Annotated in this window: 14 protein-coding genes; 11 read left to right on the forward strand and 3 right to left on the reverse strand. The window is 64.8% G+C overall.

The genetic code is table 11. The features are described 5' to 3' along the window. Positions 1-3: 3 nt before the first annotated feature. From AC1RQK_RS01665 to mdoH, 7 genes are all read left to right on the forward strand, one after another. The gene (locus AC1RQK_RS01665; RefSeq protein ID WP_174427127.1) at positions 4-510 is read left to right on the forward strand and encodes an acetone carboxylase subunit gamma; all 507 of its coding nucleotides are present in this window, start codon (positions 4-6) and stop codon (positions 508-510) included. 353 nt (positions 511-863) lie between these two features. After that, complete coding sequence (locus tag AC1RQK_RS01670) at positions 864-2,885, forward strand: sigma-54-dependent Fis family transcriptional regulator (protein ID WP_492370834.1); 2,022 nt, start codon at positions 864-866, stop codon at positions 2,883-2,885. Between the two features lie 127 nt (positions 2,886-3,012). Next, entirely contained in the window at positions 3,013-3,867 is an 855-nt protein-coding gene (locus tag AC1RQK_RS01675; protein WP_492807308.1) for a helix-turn-helix domain-containing protein, read from the forward strand. A gap of 117 nt (positions 3,868-3,984) precedes the next feature. Continuing rightward, a complete protein-coding gene (locus tag AC1RQK_RS01680) occupies positions 3,985-4,536 on the forward strand; it encodes a surface-adhesin E family protein (protein WP_416052506.1) in 552 nt (183 codons plus the stop codon). A 173-nt stretch (positions 4,537-4,709) separates the two neighbouring features. Next, positions 4,710-4,907: a hypothetical protein gene (locus AC1RQK_RS01685; protein ID WP_150985486.1), complete on the forward strand. Its 198-nt coding sequence runs from the start codon at positions 4,710-4,712 to the stop codon at positions 4,905-4,907. An 861-nt stretch (positions 4,908-5,768) separates the two neighbouring features. Continuing rightward, complete coding sequence (locus AC1RQK_RS01690; RefSeq protein WP_492370832.1) at positions 5,769-7,352, forward strand: glucan biosynthesis protein G; 1,584 nt, start codon at positions 5,769-5,771, stop codon at positions 7,350-7,352. Continuing rightward, positions 7,325-9,877, forward strand: coding sequence for a glucans biosynthesis glucosyltransferase MdoH (gene mdoH, locus AC1RQK_RS01695; protein WP_492370831.1), 2,553 nt, complete (start codon positions 7,325-7,327; stop codon positions 9,875-9,877). Before AC1RQK_RS01690 ends, mdoH begins: the two co-directional genes overlap by 28 nt. 82 nt (positions 9,878-9,959) lie before the next feature. Here mdoH and AC1RQK_RS01700 read toward each other — a convergent pair whose 3' ends face one another. Further along, positions 9,960-10,541, reverse strand: coding sequence for a hypothetical protein (locus AC1RQK_RS01700; RefSeq protein WP_492807310.1), 582 nt, complete (start codon positions 10,539-10,541; stop codon positions 9,960-9,962). 387 nt (positions 10,542-10,928) lie between these two features. Here AC1RQK_RS01700 and AC1RQK_RS01705 point away from each other — a divergent pair, with 387 nt between their 5' ends. Beyond that, entirely contained in the window at positions 10,929-12,149 is a 1,221-nt protein-coding gene (locus AC1RQK_RS01705; protein WP_492370830.1) for a Bcr/CflA family multidrug efflux MFS transporter, read from the forward strand. 73 nt (positions 12,150-12,222) lie between these two features. On the opposite strand, the gene AC1RQK_RS01710 is transcribed toward AC1RQK_RS01705, so the two are convergent. Both AC1RQK_RS01710 and AC1RQK_RS01715 read right to left on the reverse strand, forming a co-directional pair. Further along, positions 12,223-13,053 carry a mechanosensitive ion channel family protein gene (locus AC1RQK_RS01710; protein ID WP_492807313.1) on the reverse strand — a complete coding sequence of 277 codons (831 nt, stop codon included), beginning with the start codon at positions 13,051-13,053 and terminating at the stop codon, positions 12,223-12,225. Positions 13,054-13,281: 228 nt separating this feature from the next. Further along, positions 13,282-14,484 (reverse strand): ammonium transporter, encoded by a 1,203-nt coding sequence (locus tag AC1RQK_RS01715; RefSeq protein WP_492370828.1) that lies wholly within the window; start codon positions 14,482-14,484, stop codon positions 13,282-13,284. A gap of 609 nt (positions 14,485-15,093) precedes the next feature. Between AC1RQK_RS01715 and AC1RQK_RS01720 the strand changes: the two genes are divergently transcribed. From AC1RQK_RS01720 to AC1RQK_RS01730, 3 genes are all read left to right on the forward strand, one after another. Then, positions 15,094-15,375, forward strand: a complete 282-nt coding sequence (locus tag AC1RQK_RS01720; protein ID WP_017226623.1) for an HU family DNA-binding protein — start codon at positions 15,094-15,096, stop codon at positions 15,373-15,375. A gap of 191 nt (positions 15,376-15,566) precedes the next feature. After that, entirely contained in the window at positions 15,567-16,052 is a 486-nt protein-coding gene (locus AC1RQK_RS01725; protein WP_043355051.1) for an acyl-CoA thioesterase, read from the forward strand. A gap of 16 nt (positions 16,053-16,068) precedes the next feature. After that, entirely contained in the window at positions 16,069-16,575 is a 507-nt protein-coding gene (locus tag AC1RQK_RS01730) for a CreA family protein (RefSeq protein WP_492370959.1), read from the forward strand. Positions 16,576-16,638: the final 63 nt, after the last annotated feature.

Genomic DNA, 16,638 nt, shown 5'->3' on the forward strand with positions numbered 1-16,638 from the left:
AAGATGTCCACTTACACCAGTGAACAGGTCAAGAACCTGGTCGACGGCAAGCTCGACTGGGACACCACCTTGCGCATGCTATCGATGCCCAAGGATGCCGCGCGCTTTCAGCTATACGTGCAAGCGCTGCAGAAAAAGCTCGATTGGGATGATCGCATCGTGCTGCCGCTGAGCCCGCACATGTTTATCGTGCAGCAGGCCAAGACCAAAAAGTGGGTCACGCAATGCGATTGCGGCCATGTCTTCTGCGACTACCGGGAGAACTGGAAGCTCCATGCCAACGTCTACGTGCGCGACACGGATGAAGCCATGGCCGAGGTCTATCCGCACCTGATGGCGCCGGACACGCAATGGCAGGTGTACCGCGAATACTACTGCCCCAAGTGCGGGACCATGCACGACGTGGAAGCCCCCACGCCGTGGTATCCGGTGATCCACGACTTCGAGCCGGATATCGAAGCGTTCTATACGGACTGGGTGAAGCTGCCTCTGCCGGAACGCGCGGACTGATACCGATTTCGACATCGAGGTAATTGCTTCTGCACTTCCGGGCCAAGGGATGGATCGTGCATCCCTCCTGGCGGTGGCCTTTCGGCCGTTCGATTTTCGAACGGCCGTTTCGTTTCCGGCCGGTCGGTGACGGGCGCTCGGGCACCCGTGCGGCCGGGCGGGCCGCGCGGCGGGCGCATGGCGCGTGGCCTGGAACTTGCGGGTAGGCAAGCCCCGGCTGGCTTTGGCGGTGCCGTCGGGAGTAGGATGCAAAGAGCGGGCGCCAGTCCCGCGAAGCACGCAAGACAGGAGATCGAGCCGGATAACCGGCCATCCGAGCCCGCATCGGGCGGGCCCCCGCAAGGAGACACGGAATGCAAGAAGCCGGTACACCGATGGACTGGTTTTCCCATCCCGACCATGACGCCAGCATCATGTCCGCCTGGGAGCACCTGATCGATGGCGGTGAGGCGAGCGCTGGCGAACTGCGCTGCGTGGTCGATGATTCCTGGCGGCGGTGCCTGGTGGGCCAGGTTGATCCTGGCGCCGGGGCCGCGCCGCCGCCGCTGGACGAAGCCGGCCTGAGAGTCCGGCGGGAGAAGAATGATCGCCTGGTCAGCGCCAGCCTGCCACTGATACAGCAGACCCGCGAGTTTCTCTCGCAGACGGGCACCATCATGCTGCTGGCCGATCCTGACGGGATGATCCTCCAGCAGGAGGGGGATATGCATATCGTCGAGCCCGCCGGTGAAGTCGGCCTGATTCCGGGCTGCGACTGGACGGAGCTCAACTGCGGGACCAATGCCATCGGGACCGCGCTGGCCTTGCAACAACCCGTGCAAATCCATGGTGCCGAGCATTTTTGCGCCGGTATCAAGCGCTGGACCTGCTCGGCCACTGTCATCCGTGATCCGCTGGACGGCGGCGTGCTGGGTGTGATCGACGTGTCAGGCCTGGCGCAGACCTATAGCAGGCATAGCTTGGCGCTGACCGTATCGCTGGCCGGCCGGATCGAGAGCCGGCTGGCCAAGCTGGCCATGGAGCGCCGCCTGCGGCTGCTGGACCGCTGCATGAGCCATTTTGCATCGGTGCGCAGCGATGGGGTGCTCGTCCTTGACGAAGGCGGACGCCTGGTCAAGGCCAATCCGCAGGCGCCTTCCGCGCTGGCGCGGCTGGGCGTGAGCACCATTTTGAACAGCGCGTTTTCCATTCCCGGCCTGGACGCCCGCGGGGCGCGCGCCGGATCCGGGCCGCTGCCCGAATGGCTTCGCCTGACCCGCTTCGAAGCGATCCGCGATCGCGGCGACATGCTGGGTTTCGTGGTGGTGATCCCAGCCGCGCCGCATCGTCCTGCATCGGGTGCTGCCGATGCACCTGCCGCGCGGCTGGGCGCGGCGCCGGCGTTTTCCAGTATCGTTGGCAACGGCGCGGCCTTGCGCTCGGCTGTGGAGAAGGCGCAGCACCTGGCGCCGTCCAGGGTGCCGGTGCTGCTGCTGGGCGAAACCGGCGTTGGCAAGGAATTGTTCGCGCAGGGAATTCACCAGGCCAGCGCCTGCGCGGACGGCCCGTTCGTGGCGCTCAATTGCGGGGGGCTGTCACGGGACCTGCTCGCGAGCGAGCTCTTTGGCTATGCCGAGGGAGCGTTTACCGGCGCGCGCCGATCGGGCGCGGCCGGCAAGATCGAGGCCGCCAACCGGGGGACGCTGTTTCTCGACGAGATTGGCGAAATGCCGCTCGACATACAGCCGCACCTGCTGCGTGTGCTGGAAGAGGGAGAGATCTACCGGCTGGGCGAGAACACGCCGCGCAAGGTCAGTTTTCGCCTGGTTGCCGCCACCCACCGGAACCTGCGTGACGACGTGGCCGCGGGGAAATTCCGCATGGACCTGTTCTACCGCATCGCCGTGACCAATATCGCCATACCCCCCTTGCGCGAGCGCAAGGACGACATCCCGGCCCTGGTCACGCACTGGCTGGGCCGGCTATGCGAGCGCTATGGGCTGCCGGTGGCCTCGTTCGACGATGATGCTTACCGATGCCTGCTTGCCTACGACTGGCCGGGCAATGTCCGCGAGTTGCGCAACGCGCTCGAGGGCGCCTTGCTGATGGCCGAGGGCGGCGTGATCACCCTGGACAAGCTGCCGCTCGAAATCAGCGAGGTGGGCATGCCGGGCGGGGCAGGCCGGCCAAAGGACATTGCCGGCAGTGTGCCCGAGACGGTTTGCTCATTGGAGATGGCCGAATCGGAATCCATCCGCAAAGCCCTGGCGTACAGCGGCGGTAACCTGACCAGGACCGCTTCGCGGCTCGGCATCGCGAAGAGCACCTTGTACCAGAAGATCCGGAAATACGGGTTGGGTGCTGCGCTGAGCGAAACACGCGGACGGGTGACATAGGGCGGCGTGCCCGACGTCGACAACCGCATTTCGGCCTGGGCTGGTGTCGCGTTGCAGCATGGGTGCGGGCCCGGCGATTATCCCGAAGGTAATCGCCAGACGGCCTTCGCCATGCTGTAATGCCGCCATGGATACCCTGACCCCCAGCTCCGAAACCGCTCTCGATTTCCCCGGCCTGCTGCGTTACTGGCGCGGCAGGCGCGGCTATAGCCAGCTTGCGCTGTCGCTGGCCGCCGGGGTATCGCAGCGGCATATCAGTTTCCTTGAATCCGGCCGCGCCCGGCCCAGCCGGGAGATGGTGCTGTCGCTGGCGGACCGCCTTGGCGTGCCGCTGCGCCAGCGCAACCGCCTGCTCCTTGCTGGTGGCTTCGCACCGGCCTACACCGAGCACGGCCTGGCCGCACCCGCGCTGCAGATGGTGCAGCAGGCCGTGGCGCTGATCCTGTCCAAGCAAGAGCCTTATCCCGCGGTGGTGCTGGACCGATTCTGGAACATGCTCGATGCCAATCAGGCATACCGCAACATGATTGGCGTGCTGCTGGGTGGGCGCGCACCGTCCAAGCTGGAGGAGGGCGGCGGGCGCATCAACCTGATGCTGACCGTCTTCGATCCGGACGGATTGTGGCCGGTCATCGACAACGCGCGCCAGGTCGGGCGCTACCTGCTGCGGCGTGTGTGGCAGGAGTTGCAGACGCAGGCGCAGGACCAGACCGCGCGGGAGATCTTCAACCGCATCGCGGACTGGCATCCCGATATGGTAGGGCCGGCCGGCGTTCCGCTGTTCGACGACGACGCTGCCGAGCGCACGCCGCCTCCAATGCTACCTGTGGCGCTGGCTGCCGATGGTTTTCGCGCCTCACTGTTCTCGACGCTGACCACGCTGGGCATTCCGCAGGACGTCACGCTGCAGGAGATGCGCATCGAGTGTTTTTTCCCGGCCGATGAGGCTTCACGCCATGCACTCGAGGCGCTGTCCCGGTAGCCGGTGGCCTTGACCGGTGCGCGCGACAGGACGGGCGCCAGCGTACACGTTGAGCAGATTGCGCAGCATGGTGTGCGACAATGCGCGTTGTCTTTTGGTCTACACGAGGGTCCGTCCATGTCCTTGCGCGCCTTTTTCCACGCTGTCGCCGTGCTGGTTGGCAGCAGTGTCTGTCTTGCCGCGTATGCCGAGCCTGCTGCCACGGTTCGCCCCGCCGCCACGGCGGGTTTGATTGAATGCCAGGCTCCCAGCGGGGGGGCTGCCTTCCGTTCCACGCCGCGCGAAGGTTGCGCCGTGCTGGCCGCGCCCGATTCTTCGGCGCCAGACCCGCAGCGCTGGCTGCCCCTGGCGGGCGCCAACGGGGTGATCTCTTACTTCGACAAGACTTCGGTGCGCCGCCGTGGTCCCGAGGTGGGTGTCGCCGTCATGCGCAACGCGCCGGCCGGGGTGATCCGCACCACCAGCGGCGAGCCGATCCGTTCCTCGCTCAAGCGCATGGTGTTCAATTGCGCCACGTCCATGTATGCGGTGGTGGAGCAGACGCTCTACGCCAAGCGCTATGCGCGCGGCGAGTCGCTTTACACCATCAGCGCCCCTCACACCGGAATGCCGCAGCCTGCCAGTGCAGGCACTGTTCCCGGCGAACTGCTCAGCCGCTTGTGTCCTTGATGCCTGTGCCGGCACGTGTGGCCAGGCTGGATGCTGCGTTGCAGTGTCGATAGGCGAACTGACACGTCAACCCATTCGTTCCCTGCTTCGTTTTGGTAGTCACGAAGCGCAGGTGCCTAGCGCCACCAAGGGCCGCAGGCAGGCTTCTCTTTACGGCTGACCAGGAGGCTGAAATGAAGAAGTGGATCGTGATGTTGACGCTGGCCATGTTTGGTGCGGGTGCTTATGCCCAGGCGTCGGCGCCTGCCGCGCCCGCGGCCGGCGACAAGCCAGCGGCGTCAAGCTCCGGCAAGACGACGAAGAAGCCGGCAAAGAAGAAGAAGAACCACGCGCCTCCTGATGCCGACAAGATGATGAATAAAGGCGCCTGAGCGCCGCTAGTGAAAGGCGACGGGCAGCGGCGCGCCGGTGCGCTCGCTTGCTGCCGAGCTAGTTCGCCACGCCGCCTGTGAGCCCTGCGTCGCGCGTGAAGCGCGCGGTGCCGCGCTTCCGGGTACCGATGTCCAGCGGCGCCATGCGCCATCCGGGGGGACTGGCATCGAGGCGGAACCCGATCGAGAGGCTACGGCCTCTCTTTTTTTTTTGGGGCGCGGCGGACCCCATCCGCATGATTCCAGTGCAGTGCACGATTTTGCAGGTGCGCTATGCGCCGTTCCAGTGCTGCGCACGTGCTCGCCACGCACGTTGACGGCGTGCGATCCGTATTCTAGCGTTGCAGATTCGGGGGCTGCCGCTATGTAGAGGACATGGCGCAGCGGTCTGAGGGCAGGGGGCCGATGTTCGCGTTCCGCCTTGCTCATGCGTGGTGGCGCCGTAGGGGTAATCGCTGAAGAAATGGCTGTGCCCCGAACGTGCCCTGCGAAGCACCAAGCGATGATTCGACGGTATGCCCAATGTGATGCCTGGGCTCGAGCGGCGCGCGCAAAGCGGCGTCCGGATGGCTGGGGTTTCAAATTGTTGCAAACGTTGCGTGATCGAAACGTGACTTCTTAGTCTCGAGTTGTTAAGGTCTTATTGCGCATTGCAGCAAGTCGGATACGTCCCGATACATGCAGGCACAGGTTCAGCACCCAGTCAAAAGCGATGCGCAGCGAGATCCCCTACATTTTCCCCCGGTTCGCGCTGGCCGGCATCCCGCCGTTGCTTCAGTCATTCCGCTCGCATGGTGGCCCGCCTTTTGCTGCGGTGTTTGATTGATCGTAACCGTCCAACTACGCCCGTCACTGGCATTCATGTCCGAAACCGTTACCTTGCCGACCGTCGAATCTATCCAGCGCCGTGCATTGGCGCCTGCGAACACAGGCGCACTGCGCCTGGGCAGGTGGTTGTGCGGCGGCATGCTGGCACTGTGTGCCGTGGTGGCGCACGCGTTCGACTTCGACACCGTGGCGGCGCGCGCGCGCCAGCTGGCCGCAAGTCCTTACAAGGCACCCGCGCAGAATCTGCCGCGTGAATTGCGCGAGCTGCCGTACGAGCGCTACCGCGAGATCGAATACAAGCCTGAGCGTTATCAGTGGCGCAATGCCAAGCTGCCGTTCGAGCTCTCCTTCTTTCATGAAGGCATGGTGTTCGACCAGCCGGTGCGCATCAATGAAGTGGTGAGCGGGAGTGCCCGCGAGATCCGCTTCGATCCGTCCGCGTTCAACTACGGGCCGCACAAGGTCGATACCAGCAAGCTCAAGACGCTTGGCTTCGCCGGCTTCCGCGTGCTCTATCCGCTCAACAGCACCAAGGGCAAGGACGAAGTCGTTTCTTTCCTGGGCGCCAGCTATTTCCGCGCGTTGGGCAAGGACCAGTGGTATGGCTTGTCGGCGCGGGGCCTGGCCGTGGATACCGGGCTCAATTCCGGCGAAGAGTTCCCGCGTTTCGTGGAGTACTGGATCGAGCGGCCATCGCCAGCGGACAAGCAACTGACCATCTATGCGCTGATGGACTCGCGCCGCGTGAGCGGGGCGTACCGGATCGTGATCCGGCCAGGCACGGAGACGGTCATGGAGGTGAAGTCGCGCTTGTTCATGCGGGAAAACGTCACCAAGCTTGGCCTGGCACCGCTGACCAGCATGTACCTCTTTGGCGAGAACCAACCTTCTTCGGTGCCGGACTATCGGCCCGAGGTGCATGACTCCGACGGCCTCTCGGTGCAGCTCGGCACGGGTGAGTGGCTGTGGCGGCCGCTGAGCAATCCCAAGCGCCTGCTGGTGACCTCGTTTGCCGCGACCAATCCGCAAGGATTTGGCCTGATGCAGCGGGATCGTAATTTCAGCAGCTACCAGGAGATTGGCGCGTGGTATGAGCGTCGGCCGAGCGCCTGGGTGGAGCCCAAGGGGAATTGGGGCTCGGGCCGGGTCGAGCTGGTGCAGATCCCGACCCCGGACGAGACCAACGACAACATCGTGGCGTACTGGGTGCCTGACACCCCGCCCAAGCCCAAGCAACCTTTCGATTTCGAGTATCGGCTGCTGTGGCAGAAGGACGGCGACAAACAGCCGCCGCTGTCGTGGGTGACACAAACGCGGCGTGGCCAGGGCCTCAGCCGCAAGCAGGACGACACCAGCTTTTCGCTGGTGGTGGATTTTGAAGGCCCGGCCTTCAAGAAACTGGCCGCCGATACCCGGATCGATCCGGTGATCTCGGCCGACAGCAACGGGGAGCTGCTGAACACTTCGACGCAACGCAATGCGGCCACCGGCGGCTGGCGCATGACCATGGTCGTGCGCCGCAAGGACGAGAACAAACCGGTCGAATTGCGCGGCTATCTTCGCAACGGCAATACAACCCTATCCGAGACGTGGAGCTACATCTTACCCCCAGGCTGAAGCGGCGCGCCGCTCCGGCGGCGGCATGCGAGCGCTATCTCGATCGCGTTCCTGTCTCGCCCGACCAGCGTCGCGAGCTGCTTGACAACGTCGCTGGCAGCGACGCCGCCGACACTGAGTCGGCCATCCATCTTCTGCAGCGCACACTCGCGGCCAAAGACGGCGAGCCATCCCCGGCGGGCCCATCCTACGGCTCGGTGGGGCGCCGCCTCAATCTTGCCTATGGCGCACCGCTGGCGTCGGGCGAGCCGCTGGTGCAGCGTCGTGCGGACGGCACCGTGCATATCGACACCGGCCCCGAACCCAAACGCGCTTCCATGGTGCCGCGGGCGTGGCCTCCGCACATCGTCACCGGCTTCCTGCGCAACCTGGGCAGGCGCATGCTGGGCCGCCCGCCAGTCCCGGAAACCTGGGACACGCTACATGACGGTCCCGATGCCGAGGGCAAATGGCACCCGGCGGGCAAGCACCGCCGATGGGTACTGCTTGGCCTGGTAGCCGGGCAGACCGCGCTAGCTACATACTTCATGACCAAGGTGCTGCCTTATCACGGCACCGATCCGCTCGAGATCGCCGTGCTGGCGCTCTTCGCCATCCTGTTTTCGTGGGTGTCGGCTGGGTTCTGGACTGCCATGATGGGTTTCCTGGTGCTGGCCAAAGGCGGCGACCGCCATCTGATCTCACGCTCGGCCGCGGTGGATGGGCCCATTGCCGAGGAGGCGCGCACTGCGGTCATCATGCCGATCTGCAACGAGGACGTGACCCGGGTATTTGCCGGGCTGCGCGCGACCTATGAGTCGATGGAGCGCACCGGCGAGCTGGCCCGCTTCGATTTCTTCGTGCTGTCCGACAGCGGCAACCCGGACTTGCGCACTGCCGAGACCGATGCGTGGATGGAAACCTGCCGCGCGGTCAACGGCTTTGGCCGAATCTTCTACCGCTGGCGCCGCCATCGCGTCAAGCGCAAGACCGGCAATGTGGCGGACTTCTGCCGCCGCTGGGGCAGCGCCTATCGCTACATGGTGGTGCTGGACGCAGATAGCGTGATGAGCGGCGAGTGCCTGACCACGCTGGTCAAGCTGATGGAAGGCAATCCGGGGGCCGGCATCATCCAGACCGCGCCGCTGGCCGTGGGCCGCGAGACCATGTATGCGCGCGTGCAGCAGTTTTCCACGCGCGTGTACGGGCCGCTGTTTACCGCTGGCCTGCATTATTGGCAGCTCGGCGAATCGCACTACTGGGGCCACAACGCCATCATCCGCATCCAGCCGTTCATGGAACATTGCGCGCTGGCGCCATTGCCCGGCAAGGGCCCGCTGGCAGGAGAAATCCTCTCGCACGATTTCGTCGAGGCCGCCTTGATGCGCAGGGCCGGGTGGGGCGTGTGGATTGCCTATGACCTGGAGGGCTCCTATGAGGAACTCCCGCCGAACCTGCTCGATGAGGTCAAGCGCGATCGCCGCTGGTGCCAGGGCAACCTGATGAACTTCCGCCTGTGGATGAAGCAGGGCTTTCACGCTGTGCACCGCGCGGTGTTCCTCACCGGTGTGATGGCTTATCTGTCGGCGCCGCTGTGGTTCCTGTTCCTGGTGTTGTCCACCATCATGCTGGCCAAGCACGCGCTGGTGCCGCCGGAGTACTTCACGCAGCCCTACCAGCTGTTCCCGACCTGGCCGGAATGGCATCCCGAGAAGGCGCTGGCGCTGTTCTCGGCGACCGCCACACTGTTGTTCCTGCCCAAGATCGCCAGCGTGGTGCTGCTGATGAAGGACGCGCGCAGCTATGGTGGGCCGTTGCGCCTGGTGCTGTCGATGCTGATCGAAGTCGTGATGTCGGCCTTGCTGGCCCCGGTCCGCATGCTGTTTCACACCAAGTTCGTGGTGGCGGCTTATAGCGGCTGGGGCATTACCTGGAAGTCGCCGCCGCGTGAAGATGCGCAGACCACCTGGGGCGAGGCGTTCCGCCGCCATGGCATGCACACCTTGCTGGGCCTGGCCTGGGGCGGGCTGGTGCTGTGGCTGGACCCGAATTTTGTCTGGTGGCTGCTGCCGATCGTGGGCTCGCTGGTATGCTCGATTCCGCTTTCGGTCTGGCTGTCGCGGGTCTCGCTGGGCCGCGCGCTGCGCGGAGCCAGGTTGTTCGTGACGCCGGAGGAGGCCACACCCCCGCGCGAGATGGTGGCCATGCAAAAGCACGTGGAGGCAGCGGGAGAGCCGCCGGCATTTATCGATGCCGTTGTCGACCCGGTGACCAATGCGCTGATGTGCGCGACCGCCTCGTCGCGCGTGGTGCAGCCACAGGCTACGCAAGCGGAGCACGCCGCGCTGGTGCAGCAGGCCCTCACCGCCGGCCCGGACGCGCTGTCGGCTACCCAGAAACACTTGTTGCTGGGCGATCCCTTTGCGCTCGCCCAGCTACATGGACTGGTATGGGGCTCACCGCTGGCGCACGCGCGATGGAAAGAAACCCGTGTGTTGCCCCGGCGTGCGGCCAACGTGGTGCCGTTGCGTCCACGGCTTGCCTGAGCTATGCCCGGGAGCCGGCGCGCCTGCTCCCGGAGGCAAGGCCCGGCATCCCGGCAGGAATGCCAAATGGGGTTGGCAGGGTCTAGCGCAGTGCCGAGGAGCAGATGGGCGCGTTGATGTAGACGTCGCCAACGCGACGCTCGCCGCGCTCGTTGCGCGTCATGTAGCGGAACATCATGCTGATGCCCAGCTTGGTCAGGATTTCAACGTCCCGGTTCGCGCAGATATTGCGCTGCAGCGGCGCGGCGTAGCTGAGCTCGAAGCTGGCGAGGTCCAGCATGGGGCCTCGGTACTTGGTCAGCTCCAACTGGAACAGGATATGTTTGCCAGGGACCGACTGGCAGCGGCGCAAGCGCGTCTCGCCATCGATCTCGATGGGCAGGGCGTCGTTGAGCTGGCGGCAAGCGCGCGACAATATGTTGTCGGGGCGGGCGGTATTGCGCAGCAATTCAGGCACGCCTGCCGCGCCGGTATTCTGGCCCGTGGCAGCGCCCTTGAGCATTTGCGCCAGGGCATCGGCCTCGTCCACCACCACGGGGGCAGGCGCAGAGGCGGCGGCCCTGGCTGGAGCCGGTGCCGCATGCGCGCGCTGCGCCCACGGCAAACTAGCCGCGCCGGCGGCCAGGGCAAAACAGACAGAAAGCAGTTTGTATCTTGTTCTCATGCAGGAAAACGTTGCCGGGAACCGCACCATCGGGTGGGTTCCCGCGGTGCGTCGGGCTGCGTGATCGTCCGCCCCAGGCGGCCGACAGGCTGGCATTGTACCCTTGGCGTCGCTGCCGTTGATAGCCACGCACTCCTCCACTCCGCGGCGAAGCGAGGCCCGAAATTGCCGCAATGCCGCGGTATCGCCAGGCCCGTCATCACAGTTGCACGCGTCCGGTCGGACGTGCGCTTGCATCATCGCCGCGCGGCGTGCCGAGTGCGCGGCTTGTTACGCTATGCAACAATTACGTCTTTAGCCGCTCCCGTGCCGCTACGCCGCTAGCCGGTTGACGCATTGGGCGCCGGTGGCCGTGCCGGCTGCCTAGTTGTTCCTCAGGAAGTTTCGATGACCCGCTCCACCCGCGCCCCACAATCCGGGCGCTTTCCGCTTTGGCTCCTGGTATGCGCTTCGCTTACCGCGCTGGCGCCGCTTTCCATTGACATGTACCTGCCGAGTTTCCCGGCGCTGGCCGGGGATCTCGGGGTCGATATCGGCCGCGTGCAGCTCACGTTGGGGACGTTCCTGGTCGGGTTGGCGGTGGGGCAGGCATTCTATGGCCCGATCAGCGACCGCTTTGGCCGCAAGCCGCCGCTGTATGTCGGCCTGCTGGCCTATGCGCTGGCCGCGGCCGGGTGCGCGCTCGCGAGTGACGTCGATGCGCTGATGCTGTGGCGTTTCCTGCAGGCCCTGGGTGGCTGCGCGGGCATGGTGATGGCGCGCGCCGTCATTCGCGACCGGCTGGAGGCCCATGAATCCGCGCGCGCCTTCTCCTCGCTGATGCTGGTGATGGGCCTGGCGCCGATCCTGGCGCCCATCATCGGGGGCGCCGTGCTGGCGGCATTCGGCTGGCGCGCCATCTTCTGGTTGTTGTGCGGTGCGAGCCTGCTGATCCTGTGGGTGGTCCACCGCTACATGGAGGAATCGCTCGACCACGCCAGCGCCATGCCGTTGCGCCTGGGCCGCGTGCTCTCGAACTACGGCGAGCTGCTGCGAGACCGGGGTTTTGTCGGCTATTCGCTGTCGGCCGGCTGCGCGCAGGCGGGCATGTTTGCATACATTGCGGGGTCGCCGTTCGTGCTGATCGAGTTGCATGGCATCGATCCCTCCCATTACGGCTTCGTGTTCGGCGCCAACGCATTGGGCCTGATCGGCATGTCGCAGCTCAACGCGCGCCTGGTGCGCAACCGCACGCTGGACCACGTCCTGCGCGGCGCGCTGCTTGCGCCGTGCCTGGCCGGCCTTGTCCTGGCCGCGGCCGTGCTCGCCGGCCTGGCGCCGCTGCCGGTGCTGCTGACGGGCTTCTTTGTGTTCATCGCCAGCCTCGGCTGCATCCTGCCGAACGCCTCGGCACTGGCCATGGACCAGCAGGGCCATCGTGCCGGCACCGCTTCCGCATTGATGGGAACGCTGCAATTCTCCCTGGGTACCCTGGCCGGCGCTGCCGTCAGCTTCTGGCGGGACGGCAGCGCGTTGCCGCTGGCGGTGGTCATGGGCGTTTGCGGTACCGGCGCCGTGCTGATGCGGGCCTTCGGCCGTTCAGGCGCGACAGTGCACGGCGCCGAATGATCCGGGCTCCGATGCCGCTGCGATAGCGGGGCGGCCTGGCTCAGCGTGGCCGCGCCATCCCATCGATACACGGTTAAGCGGCCGCGCCGTTTTGCAGCACCACCAGTTGGGCTGGCATTGGCGCGGCGAAGCCGGCCTCGCCAAAGCTCTCGCGGATCACGCGGTTGCTGTCGAAATACACCTGCCAGTAATGGTCGGTATGGCAGTACGGACGTACCGCAAGCACCGGGCCTACCAGGGTGAACTCGATAATCTCGACGTCGGGCGGCGGCTCGGCCAGAACGTTGGGCAGCGCGGCCAGCCGCTCCCTTAGCAGGGTGGCGGCCGCCGCCACGTCCGTGCTGCCGGCTAGCTGGGCCTTGAGCTCGACCCGGCGGTACGGGTTGGCGCTGAAGTTCTGGATTGTGTCCGCAAAGATCTTATTGTTGCCGACCACGGTGAGGACATTGTCGGGCGTGTCCAGCGTGGTGGCAAACAGGCCGATCTCCCTGACGGTGCCGGTGATCCCGCCTACCGTGACGAAATCCCCAACCTTGAAGGGCCGCAGCACCACCAGGAAGGCGCCTGCCGCGAAGTTGGACATCAACCCCGACCACGCCATGCCGATGGCGATGCCGGCCGCCGCGATCAGTGCGGCAAAGCTGGTGGTCTGGATGCCGAAGTAACCCAGGATCCCGATGATCAGCACGATATTCAGGGTCACCGTGACGATGGAACCGACATAGCGCAGCAAGGTCGGGTCGACCTTTTGCTTGGTCAGGGACCCCTGCACCATGCGCACCACGACATGGATCAGCCACCGGCCAATCACCCAGAAGACGAGGGCGGCGAGAACCTTGAACCCGACTTCCGTCGCATAGGCGACGACGACATCCTGATACTTCTGCAGCGTTGTAGCATCCATCGCGTTTCTCCCTTGCTGGCTCGGCAGGTATACAGGCAACGAATATCAAGCAGCGGATGCCCGGGGCGCATCGGCGGCGGGGCGCGAAGGTGGGCAACGCATTATTGCTACGCGGCGAGCGGAAGTTCAAGCACAAAATGGCCGCAAAGGGCGCAGGGCGCCACTCGCGGGCATGGGTCGCAGGTGAGGGGGCGTGGCGCAAGGGCGCAATTCCCTTTGCACCGTGCCTTACCAGTTGGTTTCGCGCTCCGGCGTGGCGGAGATGCGATGCAGTGACAGGTCCGCGCCGTTGTATTCCGATTCAGCGTCCAGCCGGATGCCCACGACCTTCTTGAGCGTGCCGTAAACCACGGTGCCACCCACCAGGGCGATCGCGATGCCAAGGAGGGTGCCGAGGCACTGCGCGCCGAGCGAAACACCGCCAATGCCACCGAGCGCCTGGCTGCCAAAGATGCCGGCGGCAATGCCGCCCCATGCGCCGCACAGCCCGTGCAGCGGCCAGACGCCCAGCACATCATCGATATGCCACTTGTTCTGGGCCAGCGTGAACAGGTAGACGAACAGCGCGCCGGCGATGGCACCCGTGACCAGCGCGCCCAGCGGGTGCATCAGGTCGGATCCGGCGCAGACCGCCACCAGCCCGGCCAGCGGGCCGTTGTAGGCAAAGCCGGGGTCGTTGCGGCCGGCCGCCCAGGCGGCCAGCGTGCCGCCGGCCATGGCCATCAGGGAGTTGATGGCCACCAGCCCGCTGATCTTGTCGACGGTTTGCGCGCTCATGACATTGAAACCGAACCAGCCTACCGCCAGTACCCATGCGCCCAGCGCCAGGAACGGGATGTTCGAGGGCGGGTGCGCGCTGATGCGGCCGTCTTTCTGGTAGCGGCCGCGGCGCGCGCCCAGCAACAAGATGGCGGGAAGCGCGATCCAGCCGCCCATGGCGTGGACCACGACGGAGCCGGCGAAGTCGTGGAACGGCGCGCCCGCGACCGAGGCGATCCAGTCCTGCACGCCAAAGCGGTTATTCCAGACGATGCCCTCGAAGAAGGGGTAGACCAGGCCCACCAGCACGAAGGTGGCCACCAGTTGCGGATTGAAGCGCGAGCGCTCGGCAATGCCGCCAGAAATGATCGCCGGTATGGCGGCGGCAAACGTTGCCAGGAAAAAGAACTTCACCAGCTCATAGCCGCTTCTTTCCGCCAGTGCATGGGCGCTGGTGAAGAACTCGACCCCATAGGCCACGGTGTAGCCAATAAAGAAATAGGCGATCGTGGAAACCGCAAAATCCACCAATATCTTGACCAGTGCGTTGACCTGGTTCTTCTTGCGCACCGTGCCCAGTTCCAGGAACGCAAAGCCCGCGTGCATGGCGAGCACCATGATCGCCCCTAGCAAGATGAACAGGGCATCGGTGCCGCTCTTCCATTTGTCCATACAATCCTCTATGCGCAAAATGGGAGCACACGTACGCAAAAAGCGTACCAGTCTGGGGCATCGCAGGCCGGGATCTGCACCGTGTTGGTGGGATTTGCACCGATTTGTCGCGCTCGAAGGGGGCGGCGCACGGATTGAGAAGTCATAACCTGCAGCCGAATAGCATGCGCCGGGTATGCCAGGCACATGGAGGCTGCGCCAAAATGAGGCAATGCCCCCATTTGGGGCGCGCGCTCACGGATTTCATGCACCATGATGGACCGTGGAGGCGCATCCATCCAAATCCATTGGCATACCGCCGACCAAGCCATCTGGGCGGTTTTGACGGCAGCAAGGCGCACACAGCGCAGGTCTGACCTCGTCAAGCGACGCCTGTCATCGTGTACCGGCGTTCGAATGACCATTACTCTCACCGGCCGCATTTGAAAGCACGGAAAAGGAGGGTAAATTCCCCGCAAAGGCGCTTGACTCAAGGATTTGCGGCTTTTTTCGTTGCATTGGTGCCACTGGGGATTGCCCAATGCGTAAAGCGCGGATTAGACTGCGCCGATCGGTAATTTGCCGCGTGGCAGACACTCCGATCAAGACGACCAACAAGGGAAATCAGCCATGAATAAAGGTGAACTGGTATCTGCCATCGCCGCTGACGCGGAACTGAGCAATGCTGCAGCAGAGCGCGCGCTGAATGCCGCTCTGGACAACATTAAGAAGGCGGTTGCCAAGGGTGATTCGGTAACGCTGGTGGGCTTCGGCAGCTTCAGCTCCGGCAAGCGCGCCGCACGTACCGGACGCAATCCGCGTACTGGCGAGACCATCAAGATTCCGGCCGCCAAGACGGTCAAGTTCTCTGCCGGCCAAGGGTTCAAGGACGCTGTGAACAAGAAGAAATAAGTAGTCCGCGCCCAGGCGCAAACAGGAAGGCGGCCCGTTGGGCCGCTTTTTTATTGGTGCCGGGGTGCTTTTTGACGTTCTCGGGGGCAGGGCAGGGCGATCGTTCCGGGTTAAACTGCCGATCGTCGGCGCCAGCCTTTCGACCTGCACCGCGGGTCGGCCCGGCCGCTTCCAGATTCCGGATTTTCATCATGAATGACCTGTCCCACCAGCTTTCCATGACCGTGCTGATGACGCCGGACATGGCCAATTTCTCCGGCAATGTGCACGGCGGCACCATCCTCAAGTACCTCGACATGGTGGCCTACGCCTGTGCCAGCCGCTATGCCGGGCGCTACGTGGTCACGCTGTCGGTCGACCAGGTCGTGTTTCGCCAGCCCATCCACGTGGGTGAACTGGTGACGTTCCTGGCGGCAGTCAATTTCACCGGCCGCAGCTCCATGGAAATCGGCATCAAGGTGATCACGGAGAATATCCGCAGCAAGCTGGTTCGCCATACCAACAGCTGCTACTTCACCATGGTCGCTGTGGACGACAACGGTGCGCCCGCCGAAGTGCCGCCGCTGGTGCCCCGCGACGAAGTCGAGCGCCAGCGCTTTGCCGCAGCCCAGCTGCGCCGCCAGTTGCGCCAGGAAATGGAAAAACGGCACGATGAAATCACCGGCACGGTGTCCTGAGGTGGGGGGCACGGCCATGCCATCCGGGCGTTTCCATCGCGTTTCCCGTGGGCCGCGGTGGCCCCTGACCGGCCTTCTGGCGGCGCTTGCGCTGCTGGCGCCGGCTGCGCATGCCGAGGAGATCGGCAGCGTGAGCACCAATTTCCGCATGACCGGCTCCGACAAAGTCGTGATCGAAGCCTATGACGATCCGCAGGTCGAAGGCGTGACCTGCTACGTGTCGCGTGCCCGCACCGGAGGCATCAAGGGCTCGCTGGGCATGGCCGAAGACCCGCCGGAAAGCTCCATCGCCTGCCGCCAGGTAGGGCCGATCACGTTCAAGGGGCCGCTGCGCCAGCAGGACAATGTGTTCTCCGAGCGCATGTCGATCCTGTTCAAGACTCTGCACGTGGTGCGCACGGTCGACCGCAAGCGCAACACCCTGGTCTATCTGACCTACTCGGACCGCATCGTGTCCGGCAGCCCGCAGAATAGTGTGACCGCCGTGCCGGTGGCGGCGGCCACGCCGATTCCGGTCAAGTAGGCATCCGTTTCCTGATCCACGATCCACGATCCACGATCCATTCAACAATCCAGTCCGGAGAAG

Source organism: Cupriavidus sp. GW822-FHT02D05 (assembly GCF_058802485.1).

Coding starts and splice junctions, on each gene's coding strand:
- AC1RQK_RS01690 (WP_492370832.1), top strand. CDS start 5,769: ATGTCCGAAACCGTTACCTTGCCGACCGTCGAATCTATCCAGCGCCGT.
- AC1RQK_RS01700 (WP_492807310.1), bottom strand. CDS start 10,541: ATGAGAACAAGATACAAACTGCTTTCTGTCTGTTTTGCCCTGGCCGCC.
- AC1RQK_RS01680 (WP_416052506.1), top strand. CDS start 3,985: ATGTCCTTGCGCGCCTTTTTCCACGCTGTCGCCGTGCTGGTTGGCAGC.
- AC1RQK_RS01710 (WP_492807313.1), bottom strand. CDS start 13,053: ATGGATGCTACAACGCTGCAGAAGTATCAGGATGTCGTCGTCGCCTAT.
- AC1RQK_RS01670 (WP_492370834.1), top strand. CDS start 864: ATGCAAGAAGCCGGTACACCGATGGACTGGTTTTCCCATCCCGACCAT.
- AC1RQK_RS01730 (WP_492370959.1), top strand. CDS start 16,069: ATGCCATCCGGGCGTTTCCATCGCGTTTCCCGTGGGCCGCGGTGGCCC.
- AC1RQK_RS01720 (WP_017226623.1), top strand. CDS start 15,094: ATGAATAAAGGTGAACTGGTATCTGCCATCGCCGCTGACGCGGAACTG.
- AC1RQK_RS01675 (WP_492807308.1), top strand. CDS start 3,013: ATGGATACCCTGACCCCCAGCTCCGAAACCGCTCTCGATTTCCCCGGC.
- AC1RQK_RS01725 (WP_043355051.1), top strand. CDS start 15,567: ATGAATGACCTGTCCCACCAGCTTTCCATGACCGTGCTGATGACGCCG.
- AC1RQK_RS01715 (WP_492370828.1), bottom strand. CDS start 14,484: ATGGACAAATGGAAGAGCGGCACCGATGCCCTGTTCATCTTGCTAGGG.
- AC1RQK_RS01665 (WP_174427127.1), top strand. CDS start 4: ATGTCCACTTACACCAGTGAACAGGTCAAGAACCTGGTCGACGGCAAG.
- AC1RQK_RS01705 (WP_492370830.1), top strand. CDS start 10,929: ATGACCCGCTCCACCCGCGCCCCACAATCCGGGCGCTTTCCGCTTTGG.
- AC1RQK_RS01685 (WP_150985486.1), top strand. CDS start 4,710: ATGAAGAAGTGGATCGTGATGTTGACGCTGGCCATGTTTGGTGCGGGT.